Source organism: Kitasatospora sp. NPDC029367, from assembly GCF_055569135.1.
Window position 1 is genome coordinate 1 of the sequence record NZ_JBVHYH010000013.1, and the last position, 25,954, is coordinate 25,954.

Here is a 25,954-nt window from a genome sequence, read left to right on the forward strand (position 1 = left end):
CCGCCTTTCTCTTCCCCCCTCCTCCCCCCCCTCCCCCCCCCCCCCGGGGCCCCCCTCCCCCCCCCCCCCCCCCCCCCCCCCCCCCCCCCTCGCCGTCGCCCCCCCCCCCCCCCCCCCCCCCCCACCCCCTGCACCCCCCCCCCCCCCCCCCCCCCCCCCCCCCCCCCCCTCCCGTCGTGGCTCAGGCCCCGGGCGTGGACCGCGGGCCCGGGCGGCGCCGCCGCACCACGGCCGGCTCCTCGGCGGCGTCCGGTTTCGGCGTCCGGTCGACCAGGGCCGCGAGCGCCGCGATCGTCGGGTGCTCGAAGCAGGCGCTCAGCGGCAGTTCGACGCCGAGGTCGCGGTGGATCTCGGCGAGCATCCGGATCGCCGCCAGCGAGTGGCCGCCGAGGACGAAGAAGTCGTCCTCGATCCCGATCCGCTCGGTCTCGAACAGCTGCTGCCAGATCGCGGCCAGCGCCCGTTCGGTGGCGGTGCCCGGCGGGGTGCGGTGGCCCTGGGCCCCCTCCTCCGGCGGGATCCGCAGCGCCTTGCGGTCGGTCTTGCCGGAGGGCAGCGTCGGCATCGCACCGAGCACCACGAACCGGGCCGGCGTCAGGGCCCGGGGCAGCGAGCGGGTGCAGTGCGCCCGCAGCTCGGCCGGGGTGGGCCGGGCGGCCGGGTCGGCCGGGTCCGCCGGGGAGACGAAGGCGACCAGGCGCGGCCCGGAGGCCGCCGAACGGTCCACCACCACGGCCGAGTTGGCGACCTTGCGGTGCGCCCCTAGGACGGACTCGATCTCGCCGAGCTCGATCCGCACCCCGCGGATCTTCACCTGCCCGTCGCTGCGCCCCAGGTAGTGCAGCTCGCCGTCGGGCGTCCACCGGGCCAGGTCGCCGGTGCGGTACATCCGCTCGCCGGGCGCGCCGTACGGGCAGGGCAGGAAGCGGTCCGCCGTCAGGTCGGGGCGGCCCAGGTAGCCGCGGGCCAGGCTCGCCCCGGCGAGGTACAGCTCCCCGGTGACGCCCGGCGGGACGGGGCGCAGCGCCGCGTCCAGGACGAACAGCCGGGAGTCGGCGATCGGTTCGCCGAGCGGCGGCCCGGCCGCCGGGCGCAGCGGGCCCGACAGGGTGCCGAGCACGGTGGTCTCGGTCGGCCCGTAGGCGTTGTGCAGCCGGTGCCCGCGCCCCCACTGGTCCACCAGCTCGGTGCCGATCGCCTCGCCGCCGCTGACGATCGCGCGCAGCGCGGGGTAGTCGCGGGCGGGCAGGGCGGCCAGCGCCGTCGGGGTCAGCACGGCGTGGCTGATCCGCCGCTGTTCGAGCAGGACGGCCAGCTCCTCGCCGAGCACCGGGTGCGGGGGCGCCACCACCAGCACGGCCCGGGAGCGGAAGGCCATCAGGAGTTCCATCACGTACATGTCGAAGGTGGGGGACACCTGCTGGAGCATCCGGGGCTGCTCCCCGCCGGCCGCCGCGGCGGCGGTCTCGGGCAGCAGGACGGCCCGGTGCAGCTGCTCGGCGAGCGGGGCCAGCCCGGTGTGGGTGACCACCACGCCCTTGGGCTGCCCGGTCGACCCGGAGGTGTACAGCACGTACGCGGCGTTCGCCGGGTGCACCGGGGCGGTGGCCGGGCGCTCGCCGGAGTGCTCGCCGAGCGTGTCCAGCAGGTCGGGGTCGTCCAGCAGCAGGACCGGCGGGGCGTCGGCCGGGAGCGCGGCGGCGCCGTCCTCGTCGGTGACCACCAGTGCGGCCCCGGCGTCCGCGAGGATGAAGGACAGCCGCTCGACCGGGAACCGGACGTCCAGCGGCAGGAAGGCGCCGCCCGCCTTGGCGACCGCCAGTACGGCGAGCACCAGCTCCCCGCTGCGGGGCAGCGCGAGGGCGACGGTGCTCTCCGGTCCGATACCGCGGGCGACCAGTTCGGCGGCCAGCCGGTTGGCCTGTTCGTCCAGCTCGGCGTAGCTCAGGGTGAGGTCGTCCGTCTCCAGCGCGGGGGCGTCCGGCGCGGCCGCCACCGCCTGCTCGAACTGCTCGGCGAAGGTGGCCGCGCCGGGCCCGGGGAGGCCGGTGCTCCAGCGGCCGAGGACGGCCTCGCGCTCGCCCGGGAGCAGCAGTTCCCAGTGCGAGAGCGGCAGGTCGGGCCGCTCGGTGGCGATCTCCAGGGCGAGCAGCAGCCGCTGGGCCAGGGCGGCCCCGGCGGCCTCGTCGAAGAGGTCGGCGCTGACCGTGAGCACTCCGCTGATGGTGGCGCGGGCGCGGTCCTCGGTCAGTTCCATGGTGAGGTCGAACGGGGTGGCGGGGGTGCCGAGGTCGAAGGGCTCGGTGGGCAGTCCGCCGAGCGCCGGGACCGGCTCGGGCTCGCCGTTGAGGCTGGCCATCACCTGGAACAGCGGGTTGCGGCCGTGCCGGCGGGGCGGGTTGAGGGCGGTGACGATCTCGTCGAAGGGCAGGTCCAGGTGGTCGTGCGCGGCCAGGTTGGTCTCCCGCACCCGGGCGATCAGGGTGCGGAAGCTCGGGTCGCCGGAGGTGTCGGCGCGCAGCACGGCGGTGTTGATGAAGCAGCCGACCAGGTCGTCCAGCGCCTGGTCGGAGCGGCCCGCGGTGGGGGTGCCGAGCGGGATGTCGGTGCCGGCGCCGAGGCGGGTGAGCATCGCGGCGAGGGCGGCCTGGAGCACGATGAAGACGCTGGCGCCGTGCTCGTGGGCGGCCGCGGTGATCCGCCGGTACAGCTCGGGGCCGGCCTCCACCCGGGTGGGCAGGCCGCGGAAGGTCGGCGCGGCCGGGCGCGGGCGGGCCCCGGGCAGGGCGAGTTCCTCGGGGAGCCCGGCCAGGGCCTTGGTCCAGAACTCCAGGCTCCGGCCGAAGGGGCTGTCCGGGTCCTCGGCCCGGCCCAGCTGCTGCGCCTGCCAGAGCGCGAAGTCGGCGTACTGGATGGGGAGTTCGTGCCAGTCGGGGGCCCGGCCGGCGGCCCGGGCGGCGTAGGCGGTGGCCAGGTCGCGGCAGAGCGGGGCGAGCGAGAGGCCGTCGCAGGCGATGTGGTGGACGTCCACCAGCAGCACGTGGGAGCGCGGACCGGTGCTGAACACGTGCAGCCGCAGCGGGACTTCGGTGGTCAGGTCGAAGGGGGTCTCCAGCGCGTCCCGCAGCGCCTGCTGGAGGCCGTTGGGGTGAACGGCACTGGCCCGGACCACCTGGGCGACGGCCTCGGGCGGCTGCACCGACTGGCGCGGCGCGCCCGCGTCGGCGGGGAAGACCGTCCGCAGGATCTCGTGCCTGCGGCCGAGGTCCGCGGCGGCGGCGGCGAGCACGGCGAGGTCCAGCTCGCCCTCGATCCGCACCGCCAACGGCATGTGGTAGAAGGCCTGTTGCTGCCCGAGCCGGTTGACGATCCAGATCCCGCGCTGGGCCATCGACAGCGGCAGCAGCTCGGGCCGGGGCCCGGTGGCGGCCGGGATCGCGCTGCGGGCGGGCGTCTCGGCGGGCGCGGCGGCGGCCTCGTCCAGCAGCTTGGCCAGGTCGGCGAGGACCGGGGTCCTGAGGACGTGGCGGACGGACAGCTTGACCGACCACTGCCGGCGGATCCGGGCGACCAGCCGGGTGGCCAGCAGCGAGTCCCCGCCGTCGCGCAGGAAGTCGGTGTCCCGGCCGACCTTCTCGGTGCCCAGCAGCCGGGACCAGATCGCGGCCAGCGCCCGCTCGGTGGCGGTCGCGGGGGCGGCGGAGCCGTCGGTGGCCGGGCGGGCCTGTTCGGCCCGCTCGGCCGGCTCGGCGGCGTCCTCGACCCGGCCGTCGGCCAGCACCCGGGCCCGGCGCCCGCTCGGCTGGCCGGCCAGCAGCAGCTCGCCGTACACCCCGGTGGGCGCCCGGTTGCCGTAGCGGTCGCGGACCTCCGCCTCGACGCCGTCCACCTCGGCCGGACCGTGGGCGCCCAGCGCCACCGCGCCGACGCTCGCCGCGCCCTCGGCCAGGAAGGCCTCCAGCAGGGCCAGGTAGTCGGCGGCGAGCCGCTCCACCGTCTCCCGCTCGAACAGGTCGGTGGCGTAGTCGAAGGCGAAGCCGACCTCGTCCGCGGTGTAGCTCACCGCGAGCTCCAGGTCGAACTTGGCGGAGTCGTTGCGCATCTCCACGATCTCCACCGCCAGGCCCGGCAGCTCCGGCGGCGGCACCACCTGGTTGACGCTGCACATCACCTGGAACACCGGGTTGCGGGACGGGTCCCGGACGACGCCTAGAGCCTCCACCACCCGGTCGAACGGCACGTTCTGGTTCGACAGCGCCTCCGCCGCCACCGTCCGTACCTGGCCGAGCAGTTGGCGCAGGGTCGGGTCACCGGCGAGGTCCACCGGCACGGCCAGGGTGTTGGCGAAGTAGCCGATCACCGGCTCCCACTCGGCCCGCGGCCGGTTGGCCACCGGCACTCCGACGACCACCCGCTCCTCGCCGTTGTAGCGGTGCAGCAGCGCGGCCAGCACCGTCACCGCGGTGGCGAACAGCGAGGCCTCGTGCCCGGCGCCCCAGGCGGCCAGCCGCCGCTGGAGGTCGGCCGGGACGGGCACCGTGACGCTGGCGCCCTCGCCGCTGAGCAGCACCGGCCGCGGCAGGTCGGCCGGGATCCCGGCCTCCTCCGGCAGCCGGGCCAACTGCTCGCGCCAGAAGGCCAGCTGGCCGCGGTAGAGCTCCACGGTGGCCGGCTCGGCCTCCCAGGCCGAGTAGTCGGCGTAGCGCACCGGCAGCGGCGCCAGGCCGGCCGGCGGGCCGCCGACCCGGGCGGTGTAGCAGGCGCCCAGCTCCCGGAAGAACAGCCCCTCCGACCAGCCGTCGGTGATCGCGTGGTGCATGGTGACGGCCAGGTGGTGGACCGGCGCCGCCCCTTCCGTACCGGAGCGGATCAGCTTCGCCCGGAACAGCGGCCGGCCGGCCAGGGCGAACGGGAGCCGGCTCTCCTCCTCGATCAGCGCGATCACCGCCGGCTCGCCGAGCTCGGTCAGGTCCAGCTGCTCCCAGGGGAGTTCGTCCGGGTCGAGGAGCAGCTGGAGGACCTCGTCCTCGTCACCGGCGAAGGTGGTGCGCAGGCCCTCGTGCCGGGCCACCAGGTCGCCGACGGCCAGCCGCAGCGCCCCGGTGTCGAGTTCGCCGACCAGCCGGAGCCGGAACGGGACGTTGTAGGTGCTGTTGGGGCCGTTCAGCTGCTCCAGGAACCAGAGCCGCTTCTGCGCCAGCGACGCGGGCTCCCGCCCGTCGCCCGGGCGGGGGGCCGGGACGGCGGCGGTCGCGGGGGCGGCGGCCGTGGAGCCCGCCTCCTCCGCCAGCGCCTGGGCGAAGACGGCGTCCAGTGTGGCGCGGCCGACCGCGTCGGTGTCGTTCACGAGACCTTCTGGCCTTCCTGGTCGTGGGGGTTGCGTACGGATGCCGGGCCGGGCGGGTCGGCCCGACGGGCCGTCAGGCGGCGGCGGGCGCCGGGGCGGGGACCTCGGTGGGGATCCCGGTGGCGCCGCGCACCGGGGAGAGGGCCAGCAGGACGGCGGCGATCCCGATGCCGCCGGCGCAGACCACGATCGCCCACTGGGTGCCCAGCCAGCTGCCGAGCGCGCCGCCGGCCATGGCGCCGAACGGCGTGCCGGCCATCACGATCATCCGGGTGGAGGCGTTCATCCGGCCCTGCATGGCGTCCGGGGTGATCGCCGACCGGTAGCTGCGGATGTTGACGGCGCTGGCGATCACCAGCACGGCGTAGGCGACCTGGACGAACATCAGCATCGCGAAGGCGATGACCGTGGGCATCACCGTCGCGGCGGGGATGACCAGCTCGACGCCGGTCATCGCCACCGTGCACCAGACCACCATCCGGCCGAAGGGCAGCAGCTTGCCCAGCCGGGCCGCGAACAGGGCGCCCAGCAGCGAGCCCACGCCGGTGCCGGCCAGCAGCGCGCCGACCAGGATGCCGGGCAGGTCCAGGGTGCGGGTGATGAACACCAGGAACACCGGGTCGATGGCGATGGCGGAGAAGTTGATCAGGAAGGTGACCAGCACCAGGGTGCGCAGGGTCGCGTTGCCGAAGATGAAGGAGAGGCCCTCGCCGATCTCCTTCCACATCGAGGACGGCGGGCCGTCGGCCGGGCGCTCCGGCACCGGCTCCTTCTTGCGGATGCGCAGGGTGCAGGCCGCCGCCAGCCCGAAGGCGAAGACGTTGACCATGATGACGACCGGGCCGGTGAGCAGCTGCACCAGCAGGCCGCCGAAGGTCCGGCCGCCGATGTTGGAGACCGAACTGCTCATCTCCAGCTTGCTGTTGCCCTCGACCAGGTCCTCACGCTCGACCAGGGCGGGCAGGATGGCGGCGTTGCCGATGTCCGAGACGGTGCTGCAGGCGCCGGTGCCGAACACCACCACGAGCAGCAGCGGGACGCTCAGCAGGTCGGCCCAGGACAGCAGCGGGACGGAGAGCAGGATCAGCGAGCGGACGGCGTCCGCCGCCACGATGATCATCTTCTTCGGCCGCCGGTCCAGCCAGACCCCGACGAACAGGCTGATCAGCAGGTAGGGCAGGAACTCGGTGGCCAGCAGCAGGCCCATCTGGAACACCGAGGCGCCCAGGCTGACCGCAGCGATCAGCGGGACGGCCACCGCCACCATGTTGGTGCCCAGCATGGAGAGCGTCTGGCCGGCCCAGAGTCTGCGGAAGTCCGCGTGGTTCCACAGTCCGTCGAGCTTCATGCCGCCGGTCCTTCCGAGGTCATCGCGCGGCCCATCAGGTCGAGCAGCGGTTGCGGGGCGGCCAGGAAGGCGTGGTGGCCGCCGTCCAGCAGGTGCCGGTGGTGCCGGGCCGCCGGGACGTACCGGCTCCAGCCGTCCAGCTGCTCCGGGCGGATCTCCACGTCGTGCCGCCAGCCGACCGCGTGCACGGCGCAGGCGAGCGGCTCGGGGGCGTCCAGCCGGTAGCGGCGCTGGGCGGCGAGGTCCTCCTCCAGCACGTCCAGGGCCACGTCGAGGAAGTCCGGGTCCATCCTGGTCCCGGCCGCCTCGGCGAGCACGTTCAGCTCGACCGCGAGGTCGTCCCGCTCCAGCCACAGCCAGCGGCCGAACGGGTCCTCGTCGGGGGCGAGTTGGGAGGACATGAAGAGCGCGGTCAGCTCCCTGCCGTGGACCCGCTCCAGTTCCAGCGCGGTGGCGAAGGCGGACAGCGCGCCGCCGCAGTGACCGAAGAAGCCGGTCGGGCGGTCCACCAGCGGGGCCAGCGCCGCGGCGGCGGCCGTGGCCAGGTTCTGGTAGGTGACCGGGTGCGGCTCGCGCAGGCGGTTCTCCCGCGCGGGCAGCTGCACCAGGCACACCTCGACCTCGCCGATCCGCTCGGGCCAGGCGCGGTACATCGACGCGCCGGTGCCCGAGTACGGGAAGAGGAAGATCCGTGCCGGGGCGTCCTCGGATGGGGGGCGGAACAGCCATTTGCCCGCGTCGGTCTGCATGGCGCCGTGAACTCCTTGTTCCCGTCGATTCGGTGGTGGGGCGGTGGGGCGGAGCGGTGCTGCGGGGGGCCGGAGCGTGGTGCGGAGCGGTCAGCCGCCGAGCGCGGCGGCGCCGAGGACGTCCGCGACGGCCCGTACGTGCGGCTGCCGGACCAGCCCGTAGTGGTCGGTGTCGAGGCGGTGCAGCCGGAACCCGCCGGCCACCACCGCGCGCCAGGCCTCGGCGCTGCCCAGGGCCCGGCCGTCCCGGCTCTCCAGGTAGACCACGTCGCCGGGGTGGCGGCGCGGCCGGTAGGCGTGGTGCGCCCGCAGGTTGGTGGCGAAGACGCGGTGGCGCGCCTGCCAGGCCTCGCTGCCGGACTCGTCCGGCGGGGCACCGGTGAGGGCCAGGGTGTCCTGGAGCAGCGCCTCGGTGGTCCGGTCGTCGTCCAGCCCGTCGAGCTGTTCGGGCGCGGGGAAGGCGGCGTCGACCATGCAGAGCGTCACCTCCCGCCCGGCCGCGGTCAGCAGGCCCGCGGCCTCGAAGGCCAGCACCGCGCCGAAGGACCAGCCCGCCAGGTGGACCGGCCCGGCCGGGTGGTCCCGGACGATCCGGGCCACGGCGGCCGAGGCCATCTCCTCCACGGTGCTCCCGACCGGCTCGGCGCAGTCCAGCCCGGACACGGCCAGCCGCGGGTCCAGCGCGCCCGCCAGGGCCAGGTAGCCCAGGGCGCTGCCGCCGACCGGGGGGAACAGCCACAGCGGCGCGGCGGGGCCGGGGCGCAGCGCCAGCACCTCCCAGCCGTTCCCGGCCGCGGCCGGCGCGGGCGCGGACAGCAGGGCGGCCAGGCGTTCCACCGTGTCGTGGGTGAACAGCTCGGCGACGGTCAGCCGGCGGTCGAAGTCCCGGCGCAGCCGCCCGATCAGCCGGACGGCGGCCAGCGAGTGCCCGCCGACCTGGAAGAAGCCCTCGTCGACGCCGAAGTCCGCGGTGCCCAGCACGTCCGTCCAGGCGGCCGCGACCAGGGCCTCGGCCGGGCCGAGCGGACGGGCGGGCGCGGCGCTGCGGGCGGCCCGGCCGGGGGCCGGCAGCCGCTTGCGGTCGACCTTGCCGCTGACGGTCAGCGGCAGTTCGGCGAGCGGCACCCAGACCGCGGGCACCATGTGCCCGGGCAGCAGCCGCTCGGTGTGCCGGCGCAGCTCCCCGGCGGGCAGCTCGGCGCCGGGCCGGGCGGTGTAGTGGCCGACCAGCCGCTCGCCGTCGAAGGTCACCGCGGCCGAGCCGCAGTCCGGGTGCGCGGACAGCACGGCCTCGACCTCGCCGGGCTCGACCCGCATGCCGCGGACCTTCACCTGGGCGTCGCGGCGCCCCAGGTACTCGATCGCGCCGTCCGGGCGGCGCCGGGCGAGGTCCCCGGTGCGGTAGAGGCGTTCGGTGCCGCCGTCCGGCCAGGTGTGCTCGACGAAGCGCTCGGCGGTGAGGTCCGGGCGGCCGTGGTAGCCGTCGGCCAGGCCGACGCCGCCGATGTACAGCTCACCGGTCACGCCGACCGGGACGGGGTGGCCGGCCGGGTCGAGCAGGTGGATCCGGGTGTTGGCGATCGGCCGGCCGATCGGCACGGTGTCCGCGTCCTCGCGCACGCAGTGCCAGTACGTCACGTCCACGGCCGCCTCGGTGGGGCCGTACAGGTTCGCCAGGGCGGCCTTGGAACGGTCCAGGAAGTCCCGCTGGAGCTCGGCCGGCAGCGCCTCGCCGCTGCACACGACCTGGCGCAGCGCGGTGGCGGCGGAGAGGTCGGCGGCGTCCAGGAAGGCCCGCAGCATCGAGGGGACGAAGTGCGCCACGGTGACGGCCTGCCGGGCCAGCACCTGTTCGAGGTAGCCAGGGTCCCAGTGGCCGCCGGGCTCGGCGACGACCAGCGCGGCGCCCTCGCGCAGCGGCCAGAAGAACTCCCACACCGAGACGTCGAAGGTGTACGGCGTCTTCTGCAGCACCCGGTCCTCGGCGGTCAGCCGGAACTCCTCCTGCATCCAGTCCAGCCGGTTGGCGATCGCCCGGTGGGAGACCACCACGGCCTTGGGGCGGCCGGTGGAGCCGGAGGTGTGGATGACGTACGCCGGGTCGGCCGGCCGCACCGCGACTGTGGGTGGCGAGGTGTCGGCCGGGAGGTCGTCCGGGACGAACTCGACGACGAACCCGGCCGGGGCGTCCGGCAGTTCGAAGCCCTCGGTGCCGGCGGCGGTGAGCACCACCCGGCAGCCGGACTCGGCCAGCAGGGCGGCCGTGCGCCCGGCCGGGTCGGCCGGGTCCAGCGGGACGTAGGCGCCGCCCGCCTTGAGCACGCCGAGCAGCGAGACCACCAGCTCCGGGGAGCGCTCCTGGACGAGGCCGACGTGGTCGCCGGGCCGGACGCCGAGGGCGGCCAGCCGGTGCGCCAGGGTGTTGGCCCGGCCGTCCAGTTCGGCGTAGTCCAGCACCCGGTCGCGGAACAGCACGGCGGGGGCCTCGGACCGCTCGGCGGCCCGCCAGGTGATCGCCTCGTGCAGCAGGTGCGGGCCGGGGTGGCTGCGCTCCGTCCGGTTCCACTCGGCCAGTTCGGCGAGTTCGGCCGGGGCCAGCAGCGGGGCGGCGGTGGGGGAGGCGGCCGGGTCGGCCAGCATGGCCCGGAGCACGGCCACGTGGTAGCCGAAGTAGCGGTCGGCGTCGGCCGCGGCGATCCGGTCGGCGTCGTAGCGCAGGCCGAGCCCGATCAGGTCGGTCGAGGTGTCGCGGGAGAACTCCGAGCCGAGCAGGAAGTCGGTGGGGGTGTGGCTGTACTCGTCCAGCACCTCCACCCCGCCGGTGGGGACGTCCGACTCGTTGCGGAAGTGGGTGTAGTTGAAGAAGGTCTCGAAGGCGGCCGCGCCGGCCACCCGGCCGCGCAGCTCCGGCATCGGGAAGCGGCGGTGCGGCTGGATCGCGAGGTCCGTCGCGGCGACCTGCCGGATCAGCTCGGACCAGCTCCCGGCGGCCGCCACCCGGCAGCGGACCGGGAGGGTGTTCAGGAACAGCCCGACCACCCGGTCCCCGTCCGGCTCGGCTATCCGGCCGTTGTAGACCGCGCCGGAGACCACGTCCTCGGCGCCGGTCAGCAGCGCGATCACCCGCAGGTGCGCGGTGAGCAGCACGATCCGCACCGGGACCTGCAGGCGGGCGGCCAGCACGCCGAGCCCGGCGGACAGTTCGGCGGGCAGCTCGCGCGGCACCACCGTCATGTCCGGCACCCCGGTGCCCGGGGCGGCCGGGACGGAGCCGAGCGCGAGGCCGTCCAGCTGCTCCTGCCAGAAGGCGAGCTGCCGCTGGTCGCGGACGGCGGCGCGCTCCAGGGCGACGAAGGAGCGGTAGTGGGCGCGGGGCGGCGGCGGCAGGGCGGCCGGGCCGCCGGCGAACGCCGCGAGGTAGAGCGAGAGCAGCTCGCCGAACAGGATCCGCTCGCTCCAGCCGTCGATCACGGCGTGGTGGACCACCGTCCACAGCTGGACCTCGTCCTCGGCCAGCCGGGCGAGGTGGTAGCGGATCAGCGGCGGGCGCTCCCAGTCGAAGAGGTTGCGGCCCTCCCAGTCGGTGCGCTGGTCGATCAGGGCCCGCTGCTCCGGCTCCGGCAGGCCGCGCAGGTCCTCGAAGCTGACCGGCGGGTGGGCGATCCGCCCGTGCACCACCTGGAGCGGTTCGGTGAAGCCGCCGGGGGCGAAGGAGGTGCGCAACAGCTCGTGGCGCTCCAGCAGTTGGGCCACGGCGGTGCGCCAGGCCGCGGCGGAGAAGGCCACCCGCAGCCGGCTCACCAGCACGTCGTGGTACATCGCGGTGTGCGCCTGCTGGCCGCTGCGGTAGAGCATGCCGGACTGCAGGGCGGTGAGCGGGTAGGCGGCGACGGCGTCGGCGGGCAGCCGGGGCCGGTCCTCGGCCGCGACGAGGTCGAACGGGCCGGTGGTGGGCGCGCCGCCGTCGGCGGGCTCGGTGGCCCGGACCAGCGGGGCCAGTTCGCGGACGGTCTGGTTGCGGAGCAGGTCGCGGACCCGGAAGCCGAGGCCGCGGGCGCCGGCCCGGGCGACGATCTGCACGCTGCTGATGGAGTCGCCGCCGAGCTCGAAGAAGTTGTCGTCGATGCCGACGGCGGGGCGGCCCAGCACCTCGGCCCAGACCTCGGTGAGCACCTGCTCGGTCTCGTCGCGCGGGGCGGCGTCGGCGGGGGCGGCGTCGGCGGGGTCGGCGACGGTAGGGGAGGCGTCGGCATCGGCGCGATCGCCGCCCGGGGTGGCGAGTTCGGCGGCGGCCGACGGGGCGGCGGAGCCGAGGAAGTCGCTCAGCGGGCGGTCCGGCTGCTCCGCGGCCAGCTCCAGCACCCGGGCGTAGCGGGCGCCGAAGTCGGCGATCCACCCGGGCGAGAAGCGGTCGGCCCGGTACTCGAACTCGGCGACCGCGCCGTCCGGGGTGCGGTTGACCTGGAGGGCGAGCTGGTACTTGGCGGTGACCGACGGGACCTCGACCGGCCGGAACTCCAACTCCCCGGCGCGGACCGGCTCGAAGAAGTCCTCGCCGACGGTGAAGGCGACCTGGAAGACCGGTGAGTGGTCCTGGTGCCGGGTCGGCCGGACGTCCTTGACCACCGTCTCGAAGGGCACCGCCTGGAGGTCCTGGGCGCGCAGCACGGCGGCGCGCACCCGCTCCACCAACTCGCGGAAGGTGCGCGGGCCTTCGAGGTCGGTGCGGACCGCGATCATGTTGACGAAGCAGCCGACGGTCCGCTGGAACTCGGTCCGGCTGCGGTTGAGCGCCGGGGTGCCCACGATGACGTCGCGCAGGCCGGTGCGGTCGGCGAGCAGCAGGTCGTAGGCCGCCAGCAGGACGGTGAACAGCGTGGTGCGCAGCTCGGTCGCCAGCGCGGCGAGCCGTTCGACGGCCGGGCCGGGCAGCGGGAGGTCGGCGGTGCCTCCGGGGGCGGTGGATACGGCGTCCCGGTCGGCGGGGGTGGTGCGGTCGGCCCGGACGTCCCCCGGTAGTTCCAGTACGGGGAGTTCACCGGCGAGCAGTTCGACCCAGGCGCGCCGGGCGCGTTCGCCGGCCGGGCTCTCCAGCCACTCGTCGTGCCAGAGCGAGTAGTCGCCGTACTGGTACTCGACCTCGGGCAGGTCGGGTTCGGTGCCGGTGGTGAACGCCCGGTAGTGGGCGATCAGTTCGTCGCGCACCAGTTTGGCCGACCAGCCGTCGAAGACGGCGTGGTGGCAGCAGAGCGCCACCACGTGGCTGCCGTCGGCGCAGCTCAGTACACCGGCCCGGACCAGCGGGCCGTGTTCCAGGTCGAAGGGGGCGCGGGCGGCGTGCGCCATCCGCTGTTCGAGTTCCTCCGCGTCCCGGCAGGTGGCCAGGCGCCATTCCAGCCGCGGTTCCGGATGGACGACCTGGAGGAGTCCCTGTTCGTGAATGCGGAAAGTGGTGCGCAGCGCCTCGTGCCGTGCGAGCACGGCGGTCACGGCATTCCGGAGTGCACGGATGTCGACCGGTCCCCGGACTTCCCAGAAGCACGGGATGTGAAAGGTCGGTGCGTCACCCACGGTCTGCTGTGCGAGGAAGAGTTGCTCCTGGACCTTCGACGCCGGGAACGGATCCTCGTCCGCGGCGTCCGATTGGGCGGGGAACTCGCTGTCCACGGCTCGTAGACGCCCTTTCCTCCTGGGTATGGAGACACCTCCGCGTCCCCCAGGAACGTCAGCATACAGGCGGGAATTCGCTCGGCAAGGGGCAAGATCTTGCCTCGCCCGTAAGGGATTTGACCTCTGTCATGATCGCATCGAGTAGGGTAGTCTCGCGGCATCTTGCAGTGATGAGAGCGGGGGATCAACCCATGCCCGAGCGTGTCGTTCCGATCTCGCCGCAACAGCGCAGGCTGTGGCTCCTGCACAGCCTGCATCCGCGGCTCCCGCTCTACAACGGCCCGGTGGCGCACGAGATCAGGGGGGGACTCGATGTCCCCGCGCTGGAACAGTCAATCCGTGCACTGATATCCCGGCACGCCGCGCTGCGGACCGGTTTTTCCGTGGTCGACGACCAGCCCGTGCAAGTCATCGTCGACCAACTGGAGTTCAGCCTTCCCGTGCACGACCTGAGGGGGGATCCCGATTCCCTCCGGGCCCGGGTGCGGGAGGCCGCCGCGGAGCCGTTCGACCTGGAGCGCCCCGGAGTCTTCGACTTCCGGCTGTTCCGGTCGGCGGACGCGGAGTGGACGCTGCTCCTGAACCTGCACCACATCGTCACCGACGGCTGGTCGAACGCGGTGATCGCCGCCGAGATCGGCCGCGGCTACGCGGAGGTGCTGGCCGGGCGCCCGCCGGCCGCCGAGCAGGCCGGACCGGCCGGGCACGACTACGCCGAGTACGGCGCGGCGCTGGCCCGGCGGCTCGCCGACGGTCTGGCGGAGCGCCAACTCTCCTACTGGGCCGAGCACCTGGCCGGCGCCCCCGACCTGCTGCGACTCCCGCTGGACCGGCCCCGGCCGGCCCGGCAGCGGTTCCGCGGCGAACTGCTGGACTTCACGCTGGACGCCGGCCTGGCCGAGCGGGTGCGGCAGACCGCGGCCCGGCACCGCACCACCGACTACGTGGTGCTGCTGGCGGCCTTCACCCTGCTGATGCACGCCTACACCGGGGAGCGCGACGTGGTGGTGGGCGCGCCCGTCACCAACCGGGACGACTCCGCCCTCGACGAGACGGTCGGATTCTTCGTCAACATCCTTCCGCTGCGCAGCCGGAGCCGGCGCGGCGAGAGCTTCTCGGACTATCTCCAGCGCTGCCGTTCCACCTTCATCGGGGGATTCCGCAACCAGTCGGTGCCTTTCGACGAAATCGTCAAGGTGACGGACAGTCAGGGTGCGGTCAGCCACTCGCCGCTGGTTCAGGCGGTATTCGGATACCACCAGGAGTCCCCGGCCCCCCTCCCGCTGGAGGGTCTGCGGACGAGCCGCTGGAACGTACCGACCGGATTCGTCCAGACCGACCTGGAGTTCGACCTCGCACGAGCCGCGGACGGTTCCGTGGCCGGGGTCATCGCCTATGACAGCGACCTCTTCGACGAAGCGACCGTCGCCCGGCTCGGCGCGAATTACCGCGCTCTGCTGGAGGGGGCGTTGGCCGATCCGCAGGCACCGCTGGCCGGTATCGAACTGCGTTCCGCGGCGGAAATCCGGCTCGACCGGGAGGTGAACGGAACCACCGCCGAGTTCCCGGCCGACGCCTGCCTGCACGAGCTGTTCGAGGCGCAGGCGGCGCGCACCCCGGACGACGTCGCGGTGGTCTCCGAAACGGCCCGGCTCAGCTACCGCGAGCTGGACGGGCGGGCCGAGGCGCTCGCCCGGGAGCTGCGGGCGCGCGGGGTCGGCCCCGAGCGCGCGGTCGGCATCTGCCTGGAGCGCTCGGCGGAGATGGTGGTGGGGCTGCTCGGCATCCTCAAGGCCGGCGGCGCCTACCTGCCGCTGGACCCGGCCAGCCCGCCGGCCCGGATCCGGCAGATCCTGGCCGACGCGGGCGCGCCGGTGCTGCTGGCGGCGCGGGCCCTGGCCGAGGAGGTCGACGCGGCCTCGGTCGGCGTGGTGACCGTGGACCCGGCGGAACTCGACCATGCGGACGTTTCCCCCTCCGACATTTCCCCCGCCGGCGTCGACCCGGCCGGGGTGCCCGGGGCCCCGGCCGAGGGCCCCCGTCCGCACCCCGAGAACCTGGTCTCCGTCTACTACACCTCCGGCTCCACCGGCATGCCCAAGGGCGTGGCCAGCCGGCACCGCGGCTGGGTGAACCGGATGGTCTGGATGCAGCGCAAGCACCGGCTGGCCCGGGGCGAGACGGTGCTCCACAAGACCACGCTGACCTTCGACGACGCCGCCCTGGAGATCTTCTGGCCGCTCTCGGTCGGCGGCCGGGTCGCCGTGCTCGAACCGGGCCGCCACCGGGACCCGGTGGCGGTGCTGGAGGCCGCCACCCGCTACGAGTCGGTGTACCTCCAGGTCGTCCCGAGCATGCTGAACGCGGTGCTCGACCTGGTGGAGCAGGTGCCCGAGCGGGTGCCGCCGCTGCTGCGCAACACCACCTCCAGCGGGGAGGCGCTCACCCCGTCGACCGTCGAGCGCTTCCACCGGCTGATGCCGGGCGCGCTGCACAACACCTGGGGCGCCACCGAGGTGTCCATCGACTCGACCTGCCACACCTGCGGGCCGGCCGACGCGAGCGCCACCGGAGCGGTCAACCTGGGCCGCCCGTTCGACAACAACACCGTGCACGTGCTGGACGACGAACTGCGGCCGGTGCCGGTCGGCGTGGTCGGGGACCTGTACATCGGCGGGCTCGGCCTGGCCCGCGGCTACCTCAACGACCCGGCCCGCACCGCCGGGGCCTTCCTGCCCGACCCGTTCCGCCCCGGTGAGCGGCTCTACCGCACCGGCGACCAGGGCCTGCTGCACCCCGACGGCGGCTTCCGCTTCGTCGGGCGCAGCGACCACCAGGTCAAGATCCGCGGCATGCGGGTCGAACTCGGCGAGATCGAGACGGCGCTGCTCGGCCACCCGCAGGTGAAGGAGGCCGTGGTGGTGGTCGCGGCGCAGGGCCCGGCGCAGCGGCTGGTGGCCTTCGTCACCGCCGTCGACCCGGCCGACCCGCCGACGCTGGAGGCGGTCCGCGAGCACGCCAAGGAGTGGCTGCCGCAGTACATGATCCCCGCCCAGCTGGTGGTCGAGCGGGCCTTCCCGCTGAACGCCAACGGCAAGGTGGACCGCAGGGCGCTGACGGTGCCCGAGCCGCCGGCCGGTGCGCAGGCCTCCGGCGGCGAGGCGCCGCGTACGCCCTCCGAGCAGTTCGTCGCCGGGGTGTGGCGGGAGCTGCTCGGCGTCGAGCGGATCGGCGCCGAGGACGGCTTCTTCATGCTCGGCGGGCACTCGCTGATCGCCACCCGGTTCACCGCGCGGGTGCGCCAGCGGCTCGGGGTGGAGTTCCCGTTGGTCACGCTCTACTCGGAGCCGACGGTGCGGGCCACGGCGCGGACGCTGGAGGAACTGGTCGCGGAGAAGCTGGCCGCCGACGCACAGCCCGCCGATCCGCAGCCCGTGGCCGACGCGCAGCCCGCCGGGGCCGAGCGGTGAGCGGCGGCTGGGACGCCGTGGTGGTGGGCGCCCGGGTCGCGGGCGCCGCCACCGCCCTGCTGCTGGCCCGGGCCGGCCGCAAGGTGCTGCTGATCGACCGGGCCGCCTTCCCCTCGGACACCATGTCCACCCTGTTCATCCACCAGCCGGGCGTGGCCAAGCTCTCCGAGTGGGGCGTCCTCCCGGCGCTGCTGGACTCCGGCTGCCCGGTGCTGGACACCATCAGCTACGAGGTCGGCGGAGTCCGGCTGGCCGCCCCGGCGCCGGTGATGCCGGGCGCCCCGGCCGCCTTCGCCCCGCGCCGCCGGGTGCTGGACCAGCTGCTGGTCGACGCGGCCGTCAAGGCGGGCGTCGAGTTCGTCGACCGGGCCAACCTCCAGGAGCTGGTGCACTCCGACGGCCGGGTCACCGGTGTCCGCTTCCGCACCGCCACCGGGGTGCGCACCGAGCACGCCCGGCTGGTGGTCGGGGCCGACGGGATGCGCTCCCGGGTGGCCCAACTCGTGGACGCGCCACTGGAGGTGAGCGACCCGCGGGCCAGCTGCGTGTACTACACCGCCTGGACGGGCATCAGCACCGGCTTCGGCTTCCACGAGAGCCCCGGCAACTGGATCGTCCGGATCCCCACCCACGACGACCTCACCCTGATCTCGACCTACTTCCCGCAGGACCGCTTCGCCGAGGTCAAGCAGGACCCGTTCCGCCACCACCTGGCGGCCGTCCGCTCCACCGCGCCCGAGCTGTACCAGCAGGTCTGCGAGGCGGACCAGGTCGAGGCGATCATCGGTACCGGCGACCAGCAGAACTACTTCCGCCGTGGGCACGGCCCCGGCTGGGTGCTGGTCGGCGACGCCGGGCACCACCTGGACACCATCAGCGCCCGCGGCATCACCAACGCCCTGCTCCAGGCCGCCTTCCTGGCCGAGGAGCTGGCGGTGGAGACGGCCGACCCGGCCCGGCTGGACGCCGCGCTGGCCCGGTTCACCCGCCGCCGGGACGAGGAGCTGACCGAGCCGTACCAGAGCACCCTGGAGCTGGCCAGGCTCACCGTGACGCCGTCCCGGCTGGAGATGCTGCGCACCATCGCCGCCTCCCCCGAACTGACCGGCCGCTACTTCGCCGTCGTCGCGGGCATGCTCGGCATCGACGAACTCTTCGACGACGACGCGCTGTTCGACGACGACGACGCCCTCTTCGATGACTTCGATGACGACCTCGGCGGCCTCGACCACGAGGTCCAGTCCTGATCCGCCCCCTTCCCGCCTGGAGGAACCGCATGAGTCCCGCTCCACTCTCGCTCTGGGGCGGCGAGTCCCACCCGCCCTGCCTGCTGGCCGCGTTCGAGGAGCAGGCCCTCGCCAGGCCCACCGAGACCGCCGTGGTCGACGGCGAGCTCAGCCTGACCTACGGCGAGCTGCTGGCCCGGGTCAAGGGCATCGCCGACGGCCTGGCCGCCGCCGGGATCGGCCCGGAGGACCGGGTCGCGGTCACCGGCCGGCGCAGCGCCGCCGTGGTGGCCGCGCTGCTCGGCACCATGTGGGCGGGCGCCACCTACCTCCCGCTGGACAGCGAGTACCCGGCGGCGCGGCTGGCCCACATGCTCAAGGACAGCGGCGCCGGCCTGCTGCTGTACGCGGACGCGCCGCCGGAGTTCGAGGTGCCGGTGCCCGCCCTGCCGATCGCGGGTCTGCCGACCGCCGGCACGGCCGCGAAGGTGGACTGCCGCCCCGAGCTGTGGACGTACATCATCTACACCTCCGGCTCCACCGGCCTGCCCAAGGGCGTGTCCGTGCCGCACAGCTGCCTGGACACCATGGCCGACTGGCAGCGCAGCCACTCCGTCCGCCGGGACCTGCGCACCGCCCAGTTCGCCCCGCTCAACTTCGACGTCTCCTTCCAGGAGGTGCTCGGCACCCTCTGCGGCGGCGGCACGCTCGTGGTGGTGCCGGAGGAGCTGCGGCAGGACCCCTTCGAACTGCTGGAGTGGCTGGGGGAGAACCGGATCGAGCGGCTCTTCCTGCCGTACGTCGCCCTGCAGATGCTCGCCGTGGCGGCGGCCGAGGAGGAGTCGCTGGAGCACCTGGCGCTCGCCGAGGTCAACGCGGCCGGCGAGCAGCTGGTCTGCACCCCGGACATCCGGGAGCTGTTCGCCCGGCTGCCGCGGTGCCGGCTGAACAACCACTACGGGCAGAGCGAGTCCGCGATGGTCACGGCGCACACCCTGACCGGCCCCAGCTCCTCCTGGCCCGCGCTGCCGCCGATCGGCGTGCCGCTGCCGGGCTGCGAGCTGCTGATCGACCCGCTGGACGCGGCCGAGCCCAACGTCGGCGAACTGCTGGTGGCCGGCGCGCCGTTGTCGCCCGGCTACCTCAACCAGCCGGAGCTGAACGCCAAGCGCTTCGTCACCGTCGAGCCGACCCCGCAGGGGCACACCGCGGCCTTCCGCACCGGCGACCTGGTCCGGCTGGAGGACGGCGCGGTGACCTTCCTGGCCCGCCGGGACAAGGACGTCAAGATCCGCGGCTACCGGGTCAACCTGCTGGAGATCGAGGTGCGGCTGCTGGAGCTGCCGACCGTCTCCGCCGCGGTCTGCGTCGCCCTGGACGACGGCCAGGGCTCGCGCTCGCTGCACTGCGTGGTGACGGTGGACGCCGGCGCCGAGCCGCTGGACGCGGCCCGGGCGGCGGACGAGCTGCGCCGCACCCTGCCGGACCCGTACATCCCGCGCTCCTTCACCACGGTGGCCGCCCTGCCGCGCACCCACAGCGGCAAGGTCGACCGGGACGCGGTGGCCCGCACCCTCGCCGCGCGCTGACGGCACGCACGGAGGGCCGGTACCCGTGGCGGGTACCGGCCCTCGCCGTGCGTGGCCCGGGGTCAGCGCAGGGAGGGGCGGGTGCTGGTGCCGCGGCGCTCGGTGACGATGGCGGCGACCTCGGCGACGGTGTCGGCGGTGATCAGGTCGGCGACCTTCAACGCCGTGCCGAAGCGGCGGTTCAGCCGGCCGACGACCTGGATCGCGGCCAGCGAGTTGCCGCCCAGGTCGATGAACGAGGCGGCGGAGCCCGGGACTTCTGCCAGGCCCAGCACCTCGTGCCAGGTCTCGCCGACGGCGGCCCGGACGGCCGGGTCGGTGGGGCGCTCCGGTGCGGCGGGGGCGGCCGCGGCCTCGGCGGCGAGCCGTTCCAGCTCCGGCCGGGCGATCTTGCCGTTCTGGTTGACCGGCAGCTCGGCGAGCGCGAACACCCGGGCCGGGACCATGCTCTCCGGCAGCCGCCGGCGCAGGTGGGCCCGGAGGTCCTCGGTCGAGGCCTCGGCCGCCTCGGCCACCGACACGTAGGCGGCCAGCGACTGGGCGATGCCCGCCGAGTCGCGCACCGGCACCACGATGGCGTCCGCCACCGCCGGGTGCTCGCGCAGGCAGGACTGGATCTCGCCGAGCTCGATCCGCACCCCGCCGATCTTCACCTGGTGGTCGACCCGGCCGATCAGCTCCAGCTCGCCGTCCGCCCGCAGCCGGGCCAGGTCGCCGGTGCGGTACAGCCGGGCGCCGGGGACGGCGGAGAACGGGTCGGGCAGGAAGCGCTCGGCGGTGAAGGCGGGCCGGTCCTGGTAGCCCCAGCCGACGCCCAGCCCGCCGAGGAACAGCTCGCCGAGCTGGTCCACCGCGGCGGGCGTGCCGAAGGCGTCCAGCACATAGGCGCTCTGGTTGGTCATGGCCCGCCCGTACGGGATCGAGCGCCAGCGCGGGTCGACGGCGGCCACGTCGTAGTAGGTGCTGTCCACCGAGACCTCGGTGGCGCCGCCGAGGCTGATGAAGCGGGCCTCGGGGAACGCCTTGCGGGTCGACTCCGGCTGGGCCAGCGGGATCCAGTCCCCGCCCAGCAGGAAGGCCCGCAGCGCGCCGGTCCGCTCCTCCTCACCCCAGGTGCGCAGGAACTGCGCCAGCGAGGACGGGACGGAGTGCCAGACGGTGATGCCCGCGTGCTCGACCAGCTCGGCCCAGTGCTCGACGTCGTTCTCCCGCCCGCGCTCCGGCAGGACGAGCGTGGCGCCGGTCATCAGGGCGGCGAACATGTCGTAGACCGTCATGTCGAAGCTCGGCGAGGAGACGCCGAGGATCCGGTCGCCGGGGCCGAGGCCGTAGCGGGAGCTGAGGTCGAGGATCATGCTGGTCCGGCCGACGTGGTCGAGCAGGGCGCCCTTCGGCTCGCCGGAGGAGCCGGAGGTGAAGATCACGTAGGCGAGGTCCCGGCCGGTCACGTCGACCTCCGGCAGCGCCTCCCGGGAGGCGGTCGGCAGCTCCTCGACCGGGCCGAGCGCGATCACCGGCACACCGGTGGCCGGGTGGGCGGCGCCCGCCGCGTCGGCGACCACCACGTCCACCCGGCCCAGCCGGTGCAGCACCTCGCGGCGGTGGGCGGGCAGCATCGGGTCCAGCGGGACGAAGGCGGCGCCGGTCTTCAACGCCGCGTACGCCGCCACCACCAGCTCCACGCTGCGGGTCGCCGCCACCCCGACCCGCCCGCCGGGCCCGACGCCGTGGCCGGCGATCCGGACGGCCAGGGCGTTGGCCCGGGCGTCGAGCTCGCCGTACGTGAGGCTCAGCTGGCCCTGGACCACGGCGGTCCGCTCCGGGCCGGCGGCCACCTGCCGCTCCACCCGGTGGTGCAGGCAGAGCGGCTCGGTGAGCGGCGGCTGCGGGCGGTTCACCTCCGCGACCAGCTCGTGCTCGGCGGCGGTGAGGTGCTCGACCTGGTCGATCCGCAGCTCGTCGGGGGCGGCGAGGTAGGCGGCCAGGTGCGCGGTGATCCGGGCGGGCGCCTGCTCGTCGTCCGGCCGGGCGGTGGCGCGCAGGCGGAGCGTCCAGCTGCCGTCGGCGGCCGGGGAGAGGGCGAACACGGCCGGCGAGGACTGCGGCTCCACCGACAGCTCCAGCCCCTGGTCGAACGCCGCCCCGCGCCGGGCGAAGGCGGCCCGGCAGGCCCCCAGCGTGGGGGCGGAGGGGCCGGTTCCGGCCAGTTCGGCGGGGTCGACCCGCCACTGCGTCCAGGCGTCCCCGCCCTCGGCGCGGCCCCAGAGGGTGACCGGCCGCAGGCCGCCGTAGCGCAGTACCAGCGCGCACAGCCCGGCGGCGAGGTCCGCGGGAGCTCCGGCCCGCAGGCCGGTCAGCGGCGCGGACTCGACGGCGGCGGTGCCGGCCCGCCACAGCACCGGGAGGACGGGATCGGCGTGCTCGGTCATGAGGAGGCTCCCTGAGGGGGTTGGTGAGGGGCGACGGCGGCCAGCAGCCGGGAGACGCGCGCGCCGGGGCGGTCCACGGCCGTCCGGAGCAGCTCCTGCAGCTGGTCGGCCAGGCCGGCGGCCCACGGCGCGTCGAACGCCTCGGTCGAGTACTCGATGCTGAGCAGGAAGTCCGGGCCGTCCTCGATGAAGGTCACCGTGGCGTCGAAGGCGTGCTGCCCGGGGTACAGGTCGACGTCCTCGCTGACCACGCCCGGCAGCTCGGGGCGGCCCGGGGCGCTGCCGCCGGTGCGCAGCTGGAGGGTGACCTGGGCCAGCGGGTTGCGCCCGGGGCGGCGGGCGGGGGCGAGGCGGCGCACCACGCTGCCGAACGGCACCTCGTAGTCGATGGACCGCACGCTGGAGACGTTCAGCCGGGCGGCCAGCTCGCAGAAGGCGGGGTCGTCCGTGAGGTCCGCGCGCAGCACCACCATGTTGACGAAGTAGCCGATCAGCGGTTCGAGTTCCGGCTCGCCGCGGCCGGCGAGGAGGGTGGCGAACGCGGTGTCGGGGCGGCCGGTGCGCTCGGTCAGGGCGAGCGCGAAGGCCGCGCCGAGCAGCGAGAACAGCGACCCCCTGGCGGCCCGGGCCAGGTCGGTGAGTGCGCGGTGCAGGGCCGGGTCGAGCCGGACGACCAGGCGGTCGGCCGCGAAGGTCGGCCGCCGGGGGCGCGGCCGCCCGGCGGCCAGGTCGACGGCCGGTAGGTCGCGCAGCTCCTTCTCCCAGTGGTCGAGCATCTCCTCCAGCTCCGGCCCCTGGTAGTACTCCCGCTGCCACTGGGCGTACCGCCGGTACGGCACCGGCAGTTCGGGCAGCACCGCCTCCGGGTCCTGCCCGGCCAGCAGCGCCGTGTACCCGGCGGACAGTTCGTGGAGGAGCACCCGCAACGACCAGCCGTCGGTGGCGATGTGATGCATCACCAGGCTGAGCACGTGCTCCTCGGGCCCGAGCCGGAACAGCCGGAGCCGGAACGGCCGGCCCGCCGCCAGGTCGAAGGGCTCGCGCGCCTCCCGGTGCAGCTCGGCCGCCAGCTCGGCCCCGTCGGCGGTGTCGCAGAGCGGCAACTCGGCCTCGCCGGGCGGCAGCACCAGCTGGTACGGCTCGCCGTCGTCCGCGCGAAAGGCGGTGCGCAGCACCTCCTGCCGGCACACCACCAGGGTCAGCGCGGCCCGCAGCAGTTCGGGCCGCAGCGGGCCGCGCAGCCGGAAGGCCAGTGGGACGTGGTAGGCGGCGGTGCCGGGCACCAGTTGCTCGAACATCCACAGCGCCTCCTGGCCGGAGGACAGTTCGTACCGCTCGGCCGGGTCGGCCGCGCCGACGGAACCGGGCATCGTGCTCCCATCGAAGTGTCGGAACGTCGGGGCGAGGTCGGGATCTGGCGAGGGCGGGGGCGGGGGGCGGGGCAAAGCCGCCCGAATTCCTCGACCGCGCCGGAAGGAGTGCGCCGCCGGGAGGGAGTGCGCCGGCGGGCGGGCGATCACCGCCCCAGTCTGTCAGCCGTACGCACTCTGCGGAAGATCCTCCCCGGGGGTGGGCCGGAAAAGTCCAGCGGGAAAGGCAGTTGGTTGTCATACCTCGGCCGGTGCGGTATCCCTTGATCTCGAACCTGTCCGGTGCATGCTCACTTCCGGGAGTCGCGAATGACCGGCACACACGTGGCCGGCGGCCTCGTCACAACGGCGGCCGTGGGCCTGGTGCGGTTGCCGTGCGACCGGTGGCTCGCCAATCACCCGACCGAACACATCAGTTCGCGTACGCACCCGGTTCCGGAGCCGGTCCTGGAGCGATTCCTGGGCCTGGCGGAGGAAGCCGACGGCGGCGCGGACGCGGTGCTCGCGGCCGTGCTCGCGGTGCTGCTGCACCACTACGCCGGGCAGCAGGACGTCGAGTTGACGCTGGACGGGCCGGGGCCGGTGCGGATCTCCGTCGAGGAGGACGCCGACCTGCGCGGGATCCGGCAGCAGGTGGTGCGTCAACTCGCCGAGGCGAAGTCAACGGTGGAGCCCGCGGTGGAGCGCCGGGCGGACGGGGCCGAGGCCCCGCTGACCGTCCGGCTGCGCCCGGCCGGGGCCAGTCCCGGCGCCCTGCTGGAGGCCGGGTACGACCCGGCGCTGCTCGACGGGGCCACCGCCGACCGGGTGCTGGAGCACACGGCCCGGCTGCTGGCCGCGCTGGTCGCCGACCCCGGCGGACCGGTCCGCCGGGCCCGGTTCGGTTCGGCGCGGGAGCGCGAGCGGATCCTCGCGGACTGGAACGGCACCCGGACGCCCTACCCGGACTCGACCGTGGTGGCGGCCTTCGAGGAGCAGGCGCGGGCCACCCCGGCCGCGCCCGCCGTGGAGTTCGAGGGCACCGTGCTCAGCTACGCCGAACTCGACCGGCGGGCCGCCCTGGTGAGCCGCCGACTGAACGCGGGTGCGACCGCCGGCTTCGTCGGGATCCACCTGGAGCGCTCGGTCGAGCTGGTGGTGGCGATCCTCGGGGTGCTCAAGGCCGGGCTCGCCTACGTGCCGCTCGATCCCGAACTCCCCGCCGACCGGGTGCGGTACATGGTCGAGGACTCCGGCGCCGCCACCGTGCTGTGCCGCCCCGAGGACGTCGAGGCGCTCGCCCGGCCCGGCGTCACCGCCCTGACGGTCCACCAGGCCGAACGGGAGGGCGCGCAGGCGCCGGAGACCGGCCGCCCGGAGATCACCGGCGACACCCCCATCTACCTGATCTACACCTCGGGCTCCACCGGCCGCCCCAAGGGCGTGCTGAACCGCCACGCGGGCGTGTTCAACACCGTCCACTGGCGGCGCCGGCGCTTCCCGCTCGGCCCGGCCGACCGGGTGCTGCAGAAGACCCCGTTCGGATTCGACGTCTCGGCCTGGGAGTTCCTCTGGCCGCTGGTCTCCGGCGCCTGCCTGGTGGTCGCCCGCCCGGGCGGGCACCGGGACACCCGCTACCTCAAGCGGACCGTCCGCGACCGCGGCGTCACCGTGATCCACTTCGTGCCCTCCATGCTGGACGCCTTCCTGGAGGAGGACGACCTGGCCGGGCACTGCGCCGGCCTGCGGCTGGTCTTCGCCAGCGGCGAGGCGCTCGCCCCGACCACCGTCCGGGCCTTCTTCCGGCAGCTGGACTGCGAACTGCACAACCTCTACGGCCCCACCGAGGCCTCCATCGAGGTCTCGCACTGGCAGGCCGCGCCGGACTTCGCCGGGCGGGACGTGCCGATCGGGCGCCCGATCGCCAACACCGGCCTGTACGTCGTCGACGAGCGGCTCGAACCGGTGCCGGTCGGCGTCGCGGGCGAGCTGTGCATCGGCGGCGTCCAGGTCGCCCTCGGCTACCACCGGCAGCCGGAACTGACCCGGGAGCGGTTCGTCGCGGACCCCTTCACCCCGGGCGGGCGGCTGTACCGCACCGGCGACCTCGCCCGGTACCGCACCGACGGGCAGATCGAGTACCTCGGGCGGCTGGACGACCAGGTCAAGATCAGCGGCTTCCGGATCGAACTCGGCGAGATCGAGACCGTGCTGCGCGGTCTGCCGGGGGTCGGGCAGGCCGCGGTGCTCCCGGTCGGCGAGGACGGGGCCCGGCGGCTGGCCGCCTTCGTGGTGCCCGCCGGGCCGGGCGCCTTCGACCCGGAGAAGTGCCGTTCCGCGCTGTCCGAGCTGCTGCCCGGCTACATGGTGCCCAAGCAGTTCACCGAGCTGGCGGCGCTGCCCACCTCGACCAACGGCAAGCTCGACCGCCGTGCGCTGGCCGGCTGCGCCCAGGCCGCCGCCGCTGCCCCGGCCCAGGCCGCCCCCGCTCCTGTTCCCGCCCCCGCCCCCGCCGACGGCGCCGGGGACGCGGCGGGCGCCGAGGACACCGGGTCCGACCTGGAGACGACCCTGCGCGCGCTGTTCGCCCAGTCGCTGGGCGTCGCCGAAGTCGGCCTGCACGAGGACTACTTCGAGCTGGGCGGCCACTCGCTGGCCGCCGTCAAGCTGGCGACCCGGATCCGGGCCGCCCTCGGAGTGGACCTCGACGTCTGGACCCTGTTCGACTTTCCCACCGTGGCCGAGTTGGCACGTGAACTCGCCCGGCCGCTCTGACG

General features: G+C 74.8%; 10 protein-coding genes. 4 read left to right on the plus strand and 6 right to left on the minus strand.

Going from position 1 to position 25,954, the window contains the following annotated elements; translation table 11 throughout:
* Positions 1-181: 181 nt before the first annotated feature.
* The 4 genes from ACZ4W5_RS09865 to ACZ4W5_RS09880 form a co-directional block, all read right to left on the minus strand.
* A complete protein-coding gene (locus tag ACZ4W5_RS09865) occupies positions 182-5,347 on the minus strand; it encodes an amino acid adenylation domain-containing protein (protein ID WP_465653787.1) in 5,166 nt (1,721 codons plus the stop codon).
* A 73-nt stretch (positions 5,348-5,420) separates the two neighbouring features.
* Positions 5,421-6,695 (minus strand): MFS transporter, encoded by a 1,275-nt coding sequence (locus tag ACZ4W5_RS09870; protein WP_465653788.1) that lies wholly within the window; start codon positions 6,693-6,695, stop codon positions 5,421-5,423.
* Positions 6,692-7,444, minus strand: coding sequence for a thioesterase II family protein (locus tag ACZ4W5_RS09875; protein WP_465653789.1), 753 nt, complete (start codon positions 7,442-7,444; stop codon positions 6,692-6,694). The genes ACZ4W5_RS09870 and ACZ4W5_RS09875 overlap by 4 nt, the downstream gene beginning before the upstream one ends.
* A gap of 90 nt (positions 7,445-7,534) precedes the next feature.
* On the minus strand, positions 7,535-13,111 hold the full coding sequence (locus ACZ4W5_RS09880) for an amino acid adenylation domain-containing protein (RefSeq protein WP_465653790.1): 5,577 nt from the start codon (positions 13,109-13,111) through the stop codon (positions 7,535-7,537).
* 194 nt (positions 13,112-13,305) lie between these two features.
* On the opposite strand from ACZ4W5_RS09880, the gene ACZ4W5_RS09885 reads away from it, so the two are divergent.
* Genes ACZ4W5_RS09885 through ACZ4W5_RS09895 form a run of 3 tightly spaced genes read left to right on the plus strand, consistent with a single transcriptional unit; the run spans position 13,306 to position 19,399 of the window.
* Entirely contained in the window at positions 13,306-16,584 is a 3,279-nt protein-coding gene (locus ACZ4W5_RS09885; protein WP_465653791.1) for a non-ribosomal peptide synthetase, read from the plus strand.
* On the plus strand, positions 16,581-17,831 hold the full coding sequence (locus ACZ4W5_RS09890) for an NAD(P)/FAD-dependent oxidoreductase (protein WP_465653792.1): 1,251 nt from the start codon (positions 16,581-16,583) through the stop codon (positions 17,829-17,831). Before ACZ4W5_RS09885 ends, ACZ4W5_RS09890 begins: the two co-directional genes overlap by 4 nt.
* 29 nt (positions 17,832-17,860) lie before the next feature.
* Positions 17,861-19,399 (plus strand): AMP-binding protein, encoded by a 1,539-nt coding sequence (locus ACZ4W5_RS09895; protein ID WP_465653793.1) that lies wholly within the window; start codon positions 17,861-17,863, stop codon positions 19,397-19,399.
* A 62-nt stretch (positions 19,400-19,461) separates the two neighbouring features.
* On the opposite strand, the gene ACZ4W5_RS09900 is transcribed toward ACZ4W5_RS09895, so the two are convergent.
* Positions 19,462-21,828 carry an amino acid adenylation domain-containing protein gene (locus ACZ4W5_RS09900; RefSeq protein ID WP_465653794.1) on the minus strand — a complete coding sequence of 789 codons (2,367 nt, stop codon included), beginning with the start codon at positions 21,826-21,828 and terminating at the stop codon, positions 19,462-19,464.
* Complete coding sequence (locus tag ACZ4W5_RS09905) at positions 21,825-23,198, minus strand: condensation domain-containing protein (RefSeq protein ID WP_465653795.1); 1,374 nt, start codon at positions 23,196-23,198, stop codon at positions 21,825-21,827. The genes ACZ4W5_RS09900 and ACZ4W5_RS09905 overlap by 4 nt, the downstream gene beginning before the upstream one ends.
* A 309-nt stretch (positions 23,199-23,507) precedes the next feature.
* Here ACZ4W5_RS09905 and ACZ4W5_RS09910 point away from each other — a divergent pair, with 309 nt between their 5' ends.
* On the plus strand, positions 23,508-25,952 hold the full coding sequence (locus ACZ4W5_RS09910; RefSeq protein WP_465653796.1) for a non-ribosomal peptide synthetase: 2,445 nt from the start codon (positions 23,508-23,510) through the stop codon (positions 25,950-25,952).
* Positions 25,953-25,954: the final 2 nt, after the last annotated feature.

Coding starts and splice junctions, on each gene's coding strand:
- ACZ4W5_RS09870 (WP_465653788.1), bottom strand. CDS start 6,695: ATGAAGCTCGACGGACTGTGGAACCACGCGGACTTCCGCAGACTCTGG.
- ACZ4W5_RS09875 (WP_465653789.1), bottom strand. CDS start 7,444: ATGCAGACCGACGCGGGCAAATGGCTGTTCCGCCCCCCATCCGAGGAC.
- ACZ4W5_RS09885 (WP_465653791.1), top strand. CDS start 13,306: ATGCCCGAGCGTGTCGTTCCGATCTCGCCGCAACAGCGCAGGCTGTGG.
- ACZ4W5_RS09895 (WP_465653793.1), top strand. CDS start 17,861: ATGAGTCCCGCTCCACTCTCGCTCTGGGGCGGCGAGTCCCACCCGCCC.
- ACZ4W5_RS09900 (WP_465653794.1), bottom strand. CDS start 21,828: ATGACCGAGCACGCCGATCCCGTCCTCCCGGTGCTGTGGCGGGCCGGC.
- ACZ4W5_RS09905 (WP_465653795.1), bottom strand. CDS start 23,198: ATGCCCGGTTCCGTCGGCGCGGCCGACCCGGCCGAGCGGTACGAACTG.
- ACZ4W5_RS09910 (WP_465653796.1), top strand. CDS start 23,508: ATGACCGGCACACACGTGGCCGGCGGCCTCGTCACAACGGCGGCCGTG.